General features: G+C 54.0%; 10 protein-coding genes, 2 tRNA genes and 2 rRNA genes. 11 read left to right on the top strand and 3 right to left on the bottom strand.

Going from position 1 to position 16,276, the window contains the following annotated elements:
* Nucleotides 1-125: 125 nt before the first annotated feature.
* A complete protein-coding gene (locus PHP98_09570) occupies nucleotides 126-443 on the bottom strand; it encodes a hypothetical protein (protein MDD5483878.1) in 318 nt (105 codons plus the stop codon).
* A 202-nt stretch (nucleotides 444-645) separates the two neighbouring features.
* Between PHP98_09570 and PHP98_09565 the strand changes: the two genes are divergently transcribed.
* The 3 genes from PHP98_09565 to hflC all read left to right on the top strand — a co-directional run bounded on the left by PHP98_09565 (nucleotide 646) and on the right by hflC (nucleotide 3,138).
* Nucleotides 646-1,098: a hypothetical protein gene (locus tag PHP98_09565; GenBank protein MDD5483877.1), complete on the top strand. Its 453-nt coding sequence runs from the start codon at nucleotides 646-648 to the stop codon at nucleotides 1,096-1,098.
* A 64-nt stretch (nucleotides 1,099-1,162) separates the two neighbouring features.
* A complete protein-coding gene (hflK, locus tag PHP98_09560) occupies nucleotides 1,163-2,182 on the top strand; it encodes an FtsH protease activity modulator HflK (GenBank protein ID MDD5483876.1) in 1,020 nt (339 codons plus the stop codon).
* Nucleotides 2,182-3,138: a protease modulator HflC gene (gene hflC, locus PHP98_09555; GenBank protein MDD5483875.1), complete on the top strand. Its 957-nt coding sequence runs from the start codon at nucleotides 2,182-2,184 to the stop codon at nucleotides 3,136-3,138. Before hflK ends, hflC begins: the two co-directional genes overlap by 1 nt.
* Nucleotides 3,139-3,259: 121 nt before the next feature.
* On the opposite strand, the gene PHP98_09550 is transcribed toward hflC, so the two are convergent.
* Nucleotides 3,260-3,469 (bottom strand): hypothetical protein, encoded by a 210-nt coding sequence (locus PHP98_09550; protein ID MDD5483874.1) that lies wholly within the window; start codon nucleotides 3,467-3,469, stop codon nucleotides 3,260-3,262.
* 76 nt (nucleotides 3,470-3,545) lie between these two features.
* On the opposite strand from PHP98_09550, the gene PHP98_09545 reads away from it, so the two are divergent.
* The 4 genes from PHP98_09545 (at nucleotide 3,546) to PHP98_09530 (ending at nucleotide 10,493) form a co-directional block, all read left to right on the top strand.
* A complete protein-coding gene (locus tag PHP98_09545) occupies nucleotides 3,546-5,087 on the top strand; it encodes a TolC family protein (protein ID MDD5483873.1) in 1,542 nt (513 codons plus the stop codon).
* A 110-nt stretch (nucleotides 5,088-5,197) separates the two neighbouring features.
* Nucleotides 5,198-6,307: an efflux RND transporter periplasmic adaptor subunit gene (locus PHP98_09540; protein MDD5483872.1), complete on the top strand. Its 1,110-nt coding sequence runs from the start codon at nucleotides 5,198-5,200 to the stop codon at nucleotides 6,305-6,307.
* A gap of 122 nt (nucleotides 6,308-6,429) precedes the next feature.
* Complete coding sequence (locus tag PHP98_09535) at nucleotides 6,430-9,543, top strand: efflux RND transporter permease subunit (protein MDD5483871.1); 3,114 nt, start codon at nucleotides 6,430-6,432, stop codon at nucleotides 9,541-9,543.
* 98 nt (nucleotides 9,544-9,641) lie between these two features.
* Nucleotides 9,642-10,493, top strand: coding sequence for a hypothetical protein (locus tag PHP98_09530; protein MDD5483870.1), 852 nt, complete (start codon nucleotides 9,642-9,644; stop codon nucleotides 10,491-10,493).
* Nucleotides 10,494-10,536: 43 nt separating this feature from the next.
* On the opposite strand, the gene pyrF is transcribed toward PHP98_09530, so the two are convergent.
* Nucleotides 10,537-11,262: an orotidine-5'-phosphate decarboxylase gene (pyrF, locus tag PHP98_09525; GenBank protein ID MDD5483869.1), complete on the bottom strand. Its 726-nt coding sequence runs from the start codon at nucleotides 11,260-11,262 to the stop codon at nucleotides 10,537-10,539.
* 537 nt (nucleotides 11,263-11,799) lie between these two features.
* Here pyrF and PHP98_09520 point away from each other — a divergent pair.
* From PHP98_09520 to PHP98_09505, 4 genes are all read left to right on the top strand, one after another.
* Nucleotides 11,800-13,379, top strand: a 16S ribosomal RNA gene (locus PHP98_09520).
* A gap of 380 nt (nucleotides 13,380-13,759) precedes the next feature.
* Nucleotides 13,760-13,832, top strand: a tRNA-Ala gene (locus PHP98_09515).
* 91 nt (nucleotides 13,833-13,923) lie between these two features.
* A tRNA-Ile gene (locus tag PHP98_09510) sits at nucleotides 13,924-13,997 on the top strand.
* Between the two features lie 183 nt (nucleotides 13,998-14,180).
* A 23S ribosomal RNA gene (locus PHP98_09505) occupies nucleotides 14,181-16,276 on the top strand; the annotation flags it as partial.

Genomic DNA, 16,276 nt, shown 5'->3' with positions numbered 1-16,276 from the left:
TGTTCGTCCGAAAATCCCGTAGGGGCGTCGCTTGACGACGCCCGCCGGAAGGGCTTCGCAAGCGAAGCCCCTACGTCGAACGGGATAATAGTTGCCCCCGATGCGCTTCGCGATCGGGGACCTAATTAACCGAGAGCAGTCAAATGATACTTGTAGGAACAGACAGCTTTTTTGATCAGTCCATGGTAGCGCAGGCGCTGGTAAATGCGCGAAATTTGCGCCGATGTTTTGTCCAGTCGTTTCCGCAGGTCGGCGTTGCGGAACCCGAAGGATTGGGCTTGGCCTTGGGCCACCGCCAGGAAGACCTGCTCATCGTCTTCGTCAAAGAGATTATTGAAACAGGCGGTGCCGTCGCGGTGTTCCACCTTGCTAATGATCCGGTCGAAACACGAATAGACGCCGAGAATATCTTCGGCATGTCGTTCAAGAAAAGATGTTTGCATAGTGAACCTTGTTGGGAGGCAGTTGTATCAAAAAATTATCACCCGGCATAGCCGGAACCCTTTTTGGTTCCGGCTATGCCGGGTTGGGGGGAATTACCTTTGTTCCCATTATTTTTTTTTTGACAAGGCAACCATTCCGGATAATCTATCGCTTGATTTAATATACGGAATCAGCCGGGAGAGTCATAAGAAAGGGGAAAAGATGCATTACAAAAAAAACACGGTGATTATCATCGCGGCCGTCCTGCTGGCCGGGGTTTTTGAGGCCAACGCGCAGTGGGTCTTCGTGGCCCGCAAGGCCCTGGGCAGGATAGAACAGTTAACCCAGTCCGAAACGAAAGATCAACCCGGTTACGACGTGGCGACGGTGGTGCTTGAAGGCAATGCGGACAAGGTCTATGAAGTTGCGCTCAAATCCATTGAAAAGGCGCCCGGCTTGCGCATTACGCGGCGGAATCCGGCCATGCGGACCGTTGAATTCACCGACGGCACCATCTCGGCGGGGTTGAAGATATCCCAGGTGAACGACACGGTCGTGCATTTGCTCATTGCCTCGGTGGTCATGCCGGATCAGCCGAGCGGCACTTCGCTGGTGCTGGCCGGAGTAAAACGCGTCTGTGATGAAATGGGCGCGCATTACAGCATTGAAAAGTAACGTTCAAGATTCATTCTTGTTGGCCGCATGTGAAACAGACGGGATAAACGAAAGGAAGGTTGTTATGGAATGGGAAAAAACATATACGCCCGACGAGATTATTGACGGGGGCAGAAGGAAGCTCAAGGCTTCCATGAAATATCTGCCGTGGATTATCGCGGGTATTGTTATCCTCATAGGGCTGGGGGGCATAATTTATTCCGTTGGCCCGGACGAAGCGGGGGTGCGGCAGAGATTCGGCAAATATATCGGGCTGGCGTCTCCGGGATTGCACGTCAAGCTCCCTTTTGGAATTGACCGCGTGACGCCCATCAAGGTGGAGAAGGTTTTCAAGGAGGAATTCGGCCTGAGAATGCAGGATCCGGGGGCGCGCTCAAGGCATTATGGAAAAGAGGCGAACGGCCAGTCCCTGATGCTTACCGGAGACTTGAACATTCTGGATGTGCGCTGGATTGTGCAGTTTAAAATAAAAGATCCGGTCAAACTGCTTTTTGCGACGCGCAACCCCATAAATAACATCCGGGACATATCCGAGGTGGTCATGCGGCGTCTTACGGGAGATTTTTCGGTGGACGAGGTGCTCACGGTCAAACGGGAGGAAATAGATTATTTGTCCCAGCAGGAGCTCCAGAAAATCCTGAACGTTTACGACGCGGGCATTCAGATAATCACCGTCAAATTGATGGACGTCAATCCGGCCGAGCCGGTCAAGCCGGCATTTAACGAGGTTAACGAAGCGAAACAGGAAAAGGAGAAAATGATCAACCAGGCCTGGGAAAAATACAACAAGATCATTCCGCGCGCCCGGGGCGAGGCCGAGAAGGTCATTCACGAGGCGGCCGGTTACGCATTTGACAGGATCAACCGCGCCAAGGGCGATTCGGAGAGGTTTCTGGCGGCCCTGGTTGAATACAAAAAAGCCCCTGAGATAACCAGACAGAGGTTATACCTGGAAACCATGGCCGATATCCTGCCGCGCGTGAAGGAGAAATATATCATTGATTCGGACCAGACTTCCATTCTTCCGTTTCTGGATGTCGGCAAAAAAGGAAATGGCGGCAAACAAGGAGGAGGGGAGCAATAATGAAGGGAACAATCCGCAGAATTATCGGTGTGGTCGCCGTCATCGCGGCCGTGGTCATCATTGCGTTTATCAGCGGCATAATATATGTGATTGACGAGACCCAGCAGGTGGTGATTACCCAGTTCGGCCGGCCGGTAGGCAGGCCCATAGTTTCCGCCGGACTGCATTTAAAAAAACCGGTCATTCAACAGGCGCATTATTTTGAAAAAAGGCTGTTGGAATGGGACGGCGATCCGAATCAGATTCCGACCAAGGACAAGAAGTATATCTGGGTGGATACCGTCGCGCGCTGGAAAATCGTGGATGCGCTTAAATTCCTGCAGTCCGTCGGCGGCGAGCTCGGCGCGCAGACCCGGCTCAGCGACGTCATCAATTCCGCGACCCGCGACGTAATCACCGGCCACTTGCTGGTGGAAGCGGTCCGCAATTCAAACCGCATCCTGGAATCCAAAATGGAAGGCGAAGATATTATCGTTACGGATGAGGCCCTGGAGCGTATAAAGGTCGGGCGGGAAACGCTTGAGAAAATGATTCTTGAGAAGGCGAAAATTCTTGAGCAGCAATACGGAATAGAAATCAAGGACGTGCGCATAAGGCGCATGAATTACGTGGAGGACGTGCGCAACAAGGTTTATGACCGCATGATTGCCGAAAGAAAACGCGCGGCCGAGAAGTATCGTTCGGAAGGCATGGGCAAAACCGCCGGGATAGAGGGGCAAATGGCGAAGGAATTGAAGGAAATACAGTCCGAGGCATACCGGCAGGCGCAGATCGTCATGGGCAAGGCGGACGCGGAGGCGATTACCATCTACGGCGATGCCTATAACCGGCATCCGGCGTTTTACTCATTCCTCAAAACCATGGACACATACAAAACCACGATGGATGACAAATCAACCGTGATTTTAACCACCGACAGCGATTATTATAAATACCTGAAATCGCTGAAAGAGTAGATCAATGCAGGCATAGGAATTCCAAAAATACGCGCAAACCTGCCTTTGTAGGCCGAACCCCTCTTCGGCGATGCAGGCTTTGTCGTCCGGAATCGCCGCATAGGGATGCGGTCTACAGCGATCAAATACAGTTGCTGCCTTTGACGACCTGATTCATTCGGCCGGTTTTGACGCTCATGAAAATATCCGCCCGGATGGCGCGAGCGTAATGACCGGTTGTTATGTCGTCATGACGGCGCTTGCCGCGGAAACAGCTGAATACCATTGCCGGGGCCGGCTGGCGCCGGTGCTGGAGGGCGAGTTGGGGTGGCTGGCCATGGCGGCGGCCCATGCCATGCAATTGCCGTGCATTCCGGATTGCAATAAAATTGACATTGATTGGATGATTGGGATAAATTCAAAGCTTAATGAGAATAAAATTAACGTTCTGTTGTGTTTTTGCGATGGCGGCCTTGCCGTTTTCCGTTTCACGCGCACAGAGCGGCTGGTTCCCGGAAGTATTTCCGGAGGCAAATATTTCCACTTCTTCGGCGGCGTTCTGGCGGGCCGATCAATCAACCGGCCGGAGCGTAACCAACAAACCCTTGCCGGCCGGGGCGGACGATCCTGAATTGACCGGCGCCAGGCGCTTGCGTCTCGTGGAACTGATCACGCTGGCCTTGCGGCGCAATCCGGCCGCCCTGAGCGCCTGGGAACAGGCCCGCGCCGCGGCGGCGCAGTTGGGCCAGGCCAAGAGCGCCTATTACCCTAAAATTGCTTTCCAGGCGCAAATCGGCAGGGATAATAACGTTTACGACGATCCGACCCAGTATACTCCGACCACCCGCGCCTTCAATTATGGCCCGCAGATCAACGTAACCTGGCTGCTGCTGGATTTCGGCAGCCGCGGGTTCGGGCGGGAGGCCGCGCGCCAGACCCTGATCGCCTCCAATTTCCAGTTCAACCGGACACTCCAGGACACGATTATTAACGTTGAAACCGCTTATTTTAACCTGGACAGCGCCCGTATGCAGCAGGCGGCCCAGGAAGACGCCCTGAAGGTGGCCGAGGCCACGCTGGAGGCGGTGGAAATCCAGATGAAAACGGGGCTTGCGACCATAACCCAGCGTTTGCAGGCCTTGCAGGCGGCGGCCCAGGCGCGTTATAATCTGGAAAGCGCTAAGGCTGCGGTCACAACCGCGCAGGCCAATCTGGCGAAAAACGTCGGCCTGCCGGCCAATGCCGCGCTGAACGTGGAGCCGCCGGCGGGCGAGCCGCCATTAGCGGAGCTGGATTTGACCGTGAACAACATGATTGAAGACGCCCTCGCGCGCCGCCCGGACATGGCCGCTAAGTTTTTTGTCTTTCGGTCAAAGCTGGCTTTGGCGAAACAGGCCGACCGCAATATCTGGCCGCAAATCGCCGGCAATCTCAATTTACAGCGGAATTATTTTGACGAGACGATCAACTCCGGACAGGGAGCTTCAGCTAATCCCGACGGGCATACCGATAATTTCGCGGGCTCGTTTGTTCTTAGCGTGGATTTGTTTGACGGTTTTTTGAAGTGGAACAAGGCGCGCGAGGCGAAGGCGCTGGCCGAAGCGGCGCGCCAGGACCTGGTGGCCACCGAAATCGCGGCCATTGCGGAAGTATGGAACAGTTATTACAACTATAAGACGGCGTTAAAACAGCTGGAGGCCGGCCGCGAACTGGTGGCGGCTTCCGAGAAAGCCTTTAACGCGACTTCCCTCGGTTACAAGTCCGGCTTGAACAGCATTGTGGACATGCTGACCCAGCAGAACAATCTCTCTTCCGCCCGCTTGACTTTCATCCAGGCGCGGACAGCGCTGTTTATTTCCTCGGCCAATCTGGCTTATTCAACCGGCGCGCTGGCGCCGCCGGAAAGAAGCGACCTTGAACCGGTTGCCGCGTCTGTTAAAAAAATGGAAGAAGAAGGCGAAACAAAATGAGACTACAAAAAACATGTCAAAATTTTTTACGAGGCAGAGCCGCGCGGCCTCTGCGGCCCGTGGGAATGGCGGGACGGGGCCGGCCCGCGTTGCCCGGCGTTTTAGCTTGTTTGTCTGCTGGTATTGCCGCGCTGCTTTTATGTTGCCCCGGGTGCGGCAAGCATAAAAAACCGGAAATTCCGCCCCATCCGGTCGTGGCCGGCCAGGCCTTTTCCCGGACGGTGTGCGGTTATATTGACACCATCGGCAACTGCGTCTCGCCCGCCAAGGTATTGATTATCCCGCAGGTATCCGGCCAGATCGTGAAAATTCATTTTATCCAGGGCCGGGAAGTCAAGCGCGGCGAATTGCTTTACACCATTGATCCGCGGCCTTATCAGGCGGCTCTGGACAAGGCGCTCGCCCAGCTCGCGCAGGACGAGTCCCAGCTGGAACTGAAAAGGCTTGTTTTGGAAAGAAACCTGCCGCTGGCGCCGGGTCTTTACGTGTCGCCTCAGGATCTGGATAAATACCGCCTGGAGGTTGACATGCTGGAGGCGGCGGTGGAAGCCGACCAGGCCGCGGTTGAGGCGGCCCAGATTAACCTCGGTTACTGTTTTATCACCTCGCCGGTTGACGGCAAAACCGGCGCGTACCTGGTCAACGAGGGCAACGTGGTGGCGGCCAACGATCCCGGCGGGCTGGTCTCAATCCAGACCATTGCGCCGATCTATGCCGAATTCATCGTAACCGAAAGGGAGCTGATGCTCATCCGTCGGCGGATGCTTCAGACAAAAGTGCGGGCGGAAATCACTTCCATTGAAGACGCCGCGCTCAAGGAATACGGAGATCTGTTTTTTCTGGACAATGAGGTCAAGCCAAAAGCCGGCACGGTTACCCTGCGGGCAGTTTGCCGGAATCAGGAAAAAAATTTCTGGCCCGGGCAGTTCATCAATGCGCGCATTCTCCTTGACGAGATAAAAGACGCGGTCCTGATTCCATATGCGGCGGTGCAGGTCGGCGCCGGCGGCCAGTTCGTATTTGTGGTCAAGCCGGATGCCACGGTTGACCTCCGGCTGATCAAGACGGGCCAGAGGTACGGCGATGATATCTTGATTGAGGAGGGGGTCAAGGCCGGGGAACAGGTGGTTACCTCCGGCCAGCTCATGCTGCGGCCTGGCTCGCGCGTGAAAGTGGTTTCTCCGGAGGCCGGCCAAGGGAAGGCGGAAGGGGCAAATTGAAAGGAAAAACGAAAGACGGCATGCGGGCGGGCAAGTCTGCCTCTTTAATTTCCCGTGTTCTGTTTCTTGCGCTGTTTTGGGAATCTATGTTTTCTGCCTTTGGGCCTATTTCAAAATAACCAATGAACATTTCTTCAGTATTCATCAACCGGCCGGTTGCCACGGTTCTGATCATGGCCAGTCTCGGTCTTTTCGGGATTTTTGCTTTTTTCAAAATGCCGGTCAGTGATCTGCCCGCGGTTGATTACCCGGTCATTGAGGTCATGGTGGCCTATCCGGGCGCAACGCCCGAGAATATGGCCGCCAACATCGCCACCCCCCTGGAACAACAGTTCATGCAGATTCAGGGCATTGAATTAATGACCTCCATGAACAGCCAGGGCAACACGCTGATTATCATCCAGTTTGACCTGTCCAAAAACATTGACGCTGCCGCCAACGACGTGCAGGCGGCCATTTCGCGGGCCATGGGCAGTTTGCCCAAGGATCTGCCGTCGCCGCCCCAGTACAAGAAAACCAATCCGAATGAAATGCCGATGATATATTACGGCCTGATCAGCGAGACGATGACTCCCGCCAAGCTCTACGATTATGCCTACAGCGTCATCGGCAACCAGATCAACATTATTGAGGGCGTCTCCCAGGTTCAAGTCTACGGCGTGCCTTATGCGGTGCGCATCCAGGTTGACCCGGATGCGGCCGCGGTCCGCGGTCTTACCCTGAATGATATCTGCGAGGCTGTCGGGCAGGGCACGGTGATGCTGGGGTCCGGACAGCTTGACGGCAAGACCCAGACCCTTCTTCTTCAGCCGCAGGGGCAGCTTGAAAACGCCGCGCAATACGGCAGTTTGATTATCGGCATGTTCAACGACAGTCCGGTTTATCTGCGGGATGTGGCCAGCTGTATTGACAGTATTCAGGACACCCGTCTTTCGCTGCATTTCTGGGCGGAACAGATGAAAAAGATGGAAGGCAAACCGGTTGGGATGGTACTGGCGGTGACGAAGGCGGCCGGCGCGAACGCCGTGGATGTTTCCCGGAGAATCAAGAATTTAATGCACAACCTTGAGGCGGTGATTCCGGATTCCATCCAGGTCATGCTGATTGAGGACAAATCAAGGACCATCGTGGATTCAATCACGGACGTTCAGGAGACGCTGGTTATCGCCTTTTTCCTCGTGGTCGGGGTGATTTTCTTTTTCCTCGGCCGCCTCAAGGACACCCTCATTCCCAGCCTCGCCCTGCCGCTTTCATTGTTGATCACTTTCGTGGTCATGCTTGCGCTGGATTACAGCCTTGACAATCTTTCGCTCATGGGCTTGACGCTTTGCATCGGGTTCCTGGTGGACGACGCGATAGTTTTTCTTGAAAACACCGTCCGGCGCATGGAGGCCGGCGAAAACGCCTGCGATGCCTCCGTAAACGGCGCCGCGGAAATCGGTTTTACGATTCTCAGCATGACCCTTTCGCTGGCGGCCGTTTTCATTCCGCTGGTTTTCATGAGCGGGCTGATCGGGCGGATTTTCCGCGAGTTTTCAATCGTGGTGGTGGTTTCAATCATGGCTTCCGGCTTCGTGTCGCTGACTCTTACGCCGATGATGTGCCGGTTTATGCTGTCCGGCCACCAGTCCGGCCGGAAGACGCGGGTGGAACAGATGGCCAACGATTTAGTGGCGTTCTGCCTGCGCTGGTACGGTGTTTCCCTGCACTGGTTCCTGAAAAGACGCGCACTCAGCCTGGCGGCATGGTTTGTCACGCTCGTTGCCACGGTCTGGCTTTTCATGCTTTTGCCGAAATCATTTCTGCCGGTTGGCGACAGCGGCGTGCTCCGCGGCATGTTTATGGCGCCCACCGGAACTTCGCCCGAGCGCATGGTGGAATGCCAGAATAAAATTGACAGAATTTTGCAGGAGCATCCGGCCGTGGAAGAATCCGTCACGGTGGCCAATATGGCCGGCGGCAATATTCAGGCCAATCAGGCGCTGGCCTTTGTCTTTTTAAAGGAACAGAACAGGCGCAAGCCGATTTTACAGGTGGCGGATGAATTAACTGCCGGAATATCGTCCATTCCCGGCATATTCGTCGCCCTGCGCCCCGATCCCACGCTCCATATCAGCGCCGGCGCCACGAGCGAAACCCAGGGCCAGTATTCTTATGTTCTGACCGGTCTTGACCAGGCGAAACTTTTTGCGAGCGCGCAGAAAATAATCGCTGAGATCAGAAAACTGCCGGGCGTGATCGGCGTTTCGTCCGATATGCAGCTGGATATGCCGAATCTGACCATCAACATTTTGCGCGACAAGGCCTCCTATTACGGCGTCAGCGCCGAGGCGATTGAGATGGTCATCCGCAACGCCTACGCCCAGAACTATGTTTACCTGATCAAATCAACCATTACCCAGTACCAGGTCATCGTGGAAGTGAAGGACAGCCGGCGGGCCAAGGCCGAGGACCTGGAAAACCTGTATGTAACCTCGCAGACCCTGGGCCGGCCGATTCCCCTGCGCGCGGTCTGCGCCTGGGAGAAAAAAATCGGCCCCTCAACCATCAACCATTTGAAACAATTCCCGGCGGTAACTATTTTCTTCAACCTCGCGCCCGACATGCCCATCGGGACCGCCCAACGGGCCATCAATCAACTGGCCGCTAAAATCCTGCCGGAAGATATTTCGCGCGCCTTTTACGGAGAAGCGGAGCTTTTCGCGCAGACCGTGAAGAGCCTGACGGTTTTGTTGTTCGTCGCCGTTTTTGTGATGTATGTCATCATGGGCGTCCTTTACGAAAGCTATTTTCATCCCCTTACCGTGCTTTCCGCCCTGCCGGTGGCTTGCGTCGGAGGGCTTCTCGGCCTGCTGGTTTTCGGTCAGGAATTATCGCTTTACGCTTTTATCGGGCTCTTTATGCTGATGGGTATTGTGAAAAAGAACGGAATCCTGATGGTGGATTTCGCCATCCACCTCCAGCAGCAGGGCAAGAACAGTTACGAGGCCGTGCACGAGGCCTGTCTGGAAAGGTTCCGCCCGATCATTATGACCACCCTTGCGGCCATGATGGGCGCCATGCCGATTGCCGTGGGTTACGGCGCCGACGGCGCTTCGCGCATGGGGCTGGGCATCACGGTCGTGGCCGGGCTTATTTTTTCCCAGATTATCACGCTCTATGTGACTCCGGTCATTTATCTTTATCTGGAAGATGTTCAGGAGTGGTTTTACGGACAGAAACGGAAGGCGAAGTGAAACGCCGGATGTTTTCGCATAACTGCCAGGGAACGGCCCAAAACGCGGAATAATAAAAGAGGAGACGCTCGCCGGCGGAAGGAAGGGCGCTTGCCGCAATGATTGCCGCATTATTAATTGAAGTTTTCATCAAGGCGTTTCTGCTGCTCATTCTCCTTTATATTGTCGCGCGCGACGAGGCTGATTTTGATTTCCGCAAGGTTTCAATGGTAACCGCCGCCATCGTGCTCGGCGCGGTCATCATGGACGGTCTCCTGACCCGCTGGATCGGCCTGTTTGCCATTGTTCCCATCGCCGTTTTTACCGTTTTCATGGTGATGCAATTCTGTTGGGTGCGGTTCTGGCGCTCCCTGCTGGTGGCGATCCCCTTCCTTGTTTTGAATATCATGATTTCCACGGCCGTTACCGGTTTCCACCAGAAGGCAAACAGCGCTATTGCCAAAGGCCTGCAAGGACCGGTGTCGGAAGAAGACATGAAAATTGCGCTCAGTTTTTATCAGGACGGAGGGCGCACAAACGAATTCATCGCGGCGGCTCTGGCGCGCCGAAAAGCGCCGAAAATGGAGGAAACACTTGACCAGATTCTGCTGAAAAAAATAATCGCCGGCTTTGCCGCAAAACAGTTTTCTTCCAAGGCGGCCGGTAACGCCAAGACAAAAGGCCGCCCGAACATAAATGCAGATTCAAAACCGCCCGCAAAAGAAAAAAAATCCGCGCCGGAAGCAAATCCGCCGCAAGCCTTGGATTGGCGGGAATCCGCCGCAAAAATCAATGTTAAGGGCACATTAATCGGGCGGGACGGCGTGCGGGTGGCGATCGTCAATGATGCGATCATCAAAGAGGGTGAATGCGTCCGGGTTGAGCACAAAAAAACGATTTACCGCTGGCGCGCAAAGCTTATCAGTGAGAGCGGTGTTTCCTGGGAGCCGGAGGAAGCTCTTGGAAAATAGAGGTTTGCCTGCCGGCCGGAGAGAGCGAGAGGGGGGGGGCAGGTCAGAAGTTGATTTTTGATTCCGAGTTCTGAATTCTGATTTCTTCCAATATGGCGGCTGCGGCCGCGGAAGGATCCTTTGCTTCCAGAATCGGCCGGCCCACCACGAGGAAATCGGCCCCGGCCTTGATCGCCGTTCCGGGAGTGGCAACCCGTTTTTGATCGCCGATTTCAGCGCCTGCCGGCCGGATGCCGGGCGTCACGAGGATAAAATCATGGCCGAATTTCTGGCGCAGCCGTTGCGCTTCGTTGACGGAAGCCACCAATCCGGCGGCGCCCGATTTCAGGGCAAGTTCCGCAAGGCGCAGGACTTGATCGGAAATTTTTTCACGGATGCCGATGCTGTTGATATCTGCCTGGCTGTGGCTGGTCAGAATGGTTACGCCGATGATTTTCGGCGCTTTTGTTCCCATTTCGCCGGCCGCATTAACGGCGGCTTTCAGCATGGATTCGCCGCCGAGAGTATGCGCCGTCAGAAGTGATGCGCCGTGGCTTGCCGCGGAACGGACGGCGCGGGCGACGGTGTTGGGAATGTCGTGCAGTTTGAGGTCCAGAAAAACATTTTTTTGCTTTTCTTTCAAAAGCGCCAGCGCGGCCGGGCCTTCAGCGGTGAAAAGCTCCAGGCCGATTTTGAACCATTGGATTTGGAGGGGCAGTTGCGCCAGGATGGATATTGCCTCCCGGCAGGATGGGCGGTCCAGCGCGACGATTAATTCAGTTTTGCGCATATCATGATTTGCCGGATAATCCTGTTATCCTGGCATTCTTTCTGCAAATAGTTAATGCCGTAAGGCCTCAGTTTTGAGGGGGAGAGAGAAACCGTAGGGGCTTCGCTTGCGAAGTCCTCTTCAATAAAGACGGGCGCGCGACAAGCGCGGCCCCTACGAAGACTGGCCAATTGAATTGCCATCCACCCACATAACTGAGGGGTTACTTAATGCCGATCCGCATTTCATGTCATATTCGTTTAAAAGCGGATTTATGACAATGAAAAAAAGATTAAAAAAAACATTGACAAATTCCGGGGGCATGGTAAAAAGGTTTCAGAAAAGCCGGTAAAAAGGCTTTTTATATAGTATAAAAATTACTCTTACTATCCGATAAAAATCGGACAGGAGGTTGTTTTGTTCTTTGACAACAGAGACAATTCATCCACTTTCGGACCGGAAGTGGTATGATTTGTGGTAGGCAAAGCTTGTGACGAGTCAGTAAATTCATCTGCCGTAATTACGCCTCAGGCGTAAGGAGGCGGATTGATTAGTTTTTTATCCGAGAGTTTGATTCTGGCTCAGAACGAACGCTGGCAGCGTGGATTAGGCATGCAAGTCGAACGAGAATTCGCGGATTCAAGCCGCAAGGCGAGAATTTGCGGAGGAGAGTGGCGGAAGGGTGAGTAATGCGTGGGTAATTTGCCTTTAAGTTGAGTACAACCCGCCGAAAGGCAGGCTAATACTGAATGTGATCGTCCGCCGCATGGCGGATTATTTAAAGCCGGGGACCCGCAAGGGCCTGGCGCTTTAAGAGAAACCCATGTCCTATCAGCTTGTTGGTGAGGTAACGGCCCACCAAGGCAATGACGGGTAGCTGGTCTGAGAGGATGGTCAGCCACACTGGGACTGAGACACTGCCCAGACTCCTACGGGAGGCTGCAGTCGAGGATCATTTGCAATGGGCGCAAGCCTGACAATGCGACGCTGCGTGGAGGATGAAGGCCTTCGGGTTGTAAACTCCTGTCATTCGGGAACAATATCGGGCGGATTAATACTCCGGCCGGTTGATGGTACCGGAAGAGGAAGTCACGGCTAACTCTGTGCCAGCAGCCGCGGTGATACAGAGGTGGCTAGCGTTGTTCGGATTTACTGGGCGTAAAGGATGCGTAGGTGGCTTTGTGTGTCAGATGTGAAATTTCATTGCTTAACGATGAAAGTGCATTTGAAACTGCGGAGCTTGAGTACAGGAGAGGAGCATGGAATTCTTGGTGTAGCGGTGAAATGCGTAGATATCAAGAAGAACACCGGAGGCGAAGGCGATGCTCTAGACTGATACTGACACTGAGGCATGAAAGCTGGGGGAGCAAACAGGATTAGATACCCTGGTAGTCCCAGCCTTAAACGGTGTACACTTGGTGTGGGAGGAATTGACCCCTTCTGCGCCGCAGCTAACGCGTTAAGTGTACCGCCTGGGGAGTACGGCCGCAAGGTTAAAACTCAAAGAAATTGACGGGGGCCCGCACAAGCGGAGGAGCATGTGGCTCAATTCGATGCAACGCGAAGAACCTTACCAGGACTTGACATGCAACTGCACATCCCGTGAAAGTGGGATTCCTTCGAGGGTGTTGCACAGGTGCTGCATGGCTGTCGTCAGTTCGTGCCGTGAGGTGTTGGGTTAAGTCCCGCAACGAACGCAACCCTTGTGGTTAGTTGCTACTGCCGGTGATGAATCGGCAGGCACTCTAGCCAGACTGCCCGTTTTGGGAGGAAGGTGGGGATGACGTCAAGTCAGTATGGCCTTTATGTCCTGGGCTGCACACGTGCTACAATGGCCGGTACAGAGGGATGCAAGACCGCGAGGTGGAGCAAATCCCCGAAAACCGGCCCCAGTTCAGATTGAAGTCTGCAACTCGACTTCATGAAGTTGGATTCGCTAGTAATGGCGCATCAGCTACGGCGCCGTGAATACGTTCCCGGGCCTTGTACACACCGCCCGTCACATCATGAAAGCTGTCTGCACCAGACGTCATTGATCCAACCCGCAAGGGAGGAAGATGCCAAAGGTGTGGGGAGTGATTGGGATGAAGTCGTAACAAGGTAGCCGTAGGGGAACCTGCGGCTGGATCACCTCCTTTCTAAGGAGTATCCGAGGGGATCGTCTCGCAAGGGATGAAACCTGAAGAGAGGTCAAATCAGTCGTATGACTGAAGAAACAGATCAAGCTATGCCGAAGCAAATCATACCATTTCCTGTTCGAAAGCAACGGGGATTGTCTTCTGTTATTTACCGCCGGCGTCCCGCCAGCGGCGGGTGCCCTGCGGCGCGATATGCGGCGGCGATTGTGCAACCTGCGCGGCAGGTTTCATGAGCCGGGACAAAATGGAATTTTTGATTTAGGATTTGCGATTTTCGATTTAATGTAAGAACTTGCATGGAATCGATGGAAAAATCGGCAATCGGCGTTCTTCCGCCGGAAACGGATCCGCCAGTGGCGGAAAAATCGAAAATGCCAAAGGGGGGCATAGCTCAGCTGGCAGAGCACGAGCTTTGCAAGCTCGGGGTCACCGGTTCAAACCCGGTTGCCTCCATGCCAATTCGCTCCGCGAATTGGAGGTTCGGAATGCGAACATGAATTCGCTGTTTCGGAGTTCGGATTTCGTGCTTCAGTTTTTCTGTCAGGGGCGTGTAGCTCAGCTGGTTAGAGCGCGTCCCTGATAAGGACGAGGTCCCTGGTTCAACTCCAGGCACGCCCACTCTGATGAAAAAGTGAAGTTCGAAGTCCTGAATCCGGAAATTTCTGGATTTTGGATTTCCCGCGGAAGCGGGTGTGAGAGTTTGTTCTTTGAAAATTTAATTGGGTAGATAAAAGTACAACCTGCTTGTGCTCAGGAAAAGGCATGGCTCCGTCTTCGGGCGGGGCGATTGACCGTTTTTTTGGTCAAGTTTTCAAGGGCGCACAATGGATGCCTTGGCATCAGAGGGCGAAGAAGGACGTGGTAAGCTGCGTTAAGCTTCGGGGAGCGGCAAACACGCTTTGATCCGGAGATTTCCGAATGGGGAAACCCGTGCTGGGTAATGCCGGCACACTGGAGTCTGAATCAAATAGGGCTTCAGAGCGACACCAGGTGAAGTGAAACATCTCAGTAACCTGAGGAAAAGAAAACAACCGTGATTCCGTCAGTAGTGGCGAGCGAAAGCGGAACAGCCTAAACCGGCGTGCTTGCATGCCGGGGTTGCGGGACCTTGATATGGCATCGCAGTGGATAGCCGAATGATTTGGAATAGTCATCCAGAGAAGGTGAAAGACCTGTAAGCGAAATCCACGCGCGAGTCTAGAGGTATCCCAAGTAGAGCGGGCCACGTGAAACCCCGCTTGAATCCGGAGGGCCCACCCTCCAAGGCTAAATACCATCTGATGACCGATAGTGAACTAGTACCATGAGGGAAAGGTGAAAAGAACCCCTGATAGGGGAGTGAAATAGTACCTGAAATTGTGTGCTTACAAACTATGGTAGTCTTTGGGCCGCCGCAAGGCGGCCCGGGATGGCCGTTTGCCTTTTGCATAATGAGTCCGCGAGTTACGGTATGTGGCAAGGTTAATCTGCCTCTGGCAGAGGAGCCGCAGCGAAAGCGAGTGCGAAATGCGCGATTGAGTCGCATGCCGTAGACCCGAAACCGGGTGAGCTACCCATGGCCAGGCTGAATCTTCCGTAACAGGAAGTGGAGGGCCGAACTAGTGAGTGTTGAAAAACTCTTGGATGAGCTGTGGGTGGGAGCGAAAGACTTATCAAACTCGGTGATAGCTGGTTCTCTTCGAAATAGCTTTAGGGCTAGCCTGCGCGAATGCTCGCAGCGGCGGTAGAGCACTGAATGGTCTAGGGTCCTTACCGGGATACCGAACGCCAATCAAACTCCGAATGCTGTTGCAGTCACGCGCGGAGTCAGACTGTGGGGGCTAAGCTTCATAGTCGAAAGGAAAACAGTCCAGCCCGCCGGCTAAGGCCCCAAAAGTTGGTTAAGTGACTAAGGATGTTGGATTACTAAGACAGCTAGGATGTTGGCTTAGAGGCAGCCATCATTTAAACAGTGCGTAACAGCTGACTAGTCGAGTGATTCTGCGCCGAAAATGATCGGGACTAAACCAACTGCCGAAGCCGCGGATTTTGAGATGTCAAATCTCAGATTTGAAATTTCAAATTGGTAGAAGAGCGTTCCATCAGGGGTGAAGCGCAAGGGAAACCGAACGTGGACCGGATGGAAGTGATCATGCGGACATAAGTAACGAAAATTCCGATGAAAATTCGGAACGCCGTAATCCTGAGATTTCCTGGGGAAGGTTCGTCCGCCCAGGGTTAGTCGGCCCCTTAGTTGAGGCCGAAAGGCGTAAATGATGGGAAACAGGTTCAATATTCCTGTACCGCCTGTCTGGCGCTTGAGCAATGGAGTGACGCAGTAAGCTAAATCAGCCATCGATTGGAAATGATGGTCCAAGTCATGAGAGGGTTCCGGCCGGAAAATCCACCGGGACTTCACCTTGAGTGATGATGGGACGTTGACCCGATGAGGGGAGACGGATTGATTGATGCCGCGCTGACAAGAAATAACTTCTAGCGAGTCAGACGGGCGACCGTATTCAAACCGACACAGGTGGGATGGTAGAAAATACCAAGGCGCGCGAGAGAAACCTCGTTAAGGAACTCGGCAAAATTGCCCCGTAACTTCGGAAAAAGGGGTCCTTTTCATGGTGATCGCAAGAAAGCCGCGAGAAGGTGCAATCAAAAGGCCCAGGCGACTGTTTAACAAAAACACAGCACTCTGCTAACTCTTTAAGAGGATGTATAGGGTGTGACACGTGACCAATGCCGAAAGGTTAAGGTAAGAGGTCAGCCCGCCGCAAGGCGGGCAAAGCTTTGAACCGAAGCCCCGGTGAATGTCGGCCGTAACTATAACGGTCCTAAGGTAGCGAAATTCCTTGGCGGGTAAGTTCCGTCCTGCACGAATCGTGTAACGATCTGGGCACTGTCTCAACGAG

It is taken from the genome of Kiritimatiellia bacterium, from assembly GCA_028715905.1.
Taxonomy (GTDB): Bacteria; Verrucomicrobiota; Kiritimatiellia; order JAAZAB01; family JAAZAB01; genus JAQUQV01.
This window is presented reverse-complemented; position numbering and strand designations above follow the sequence as displayed.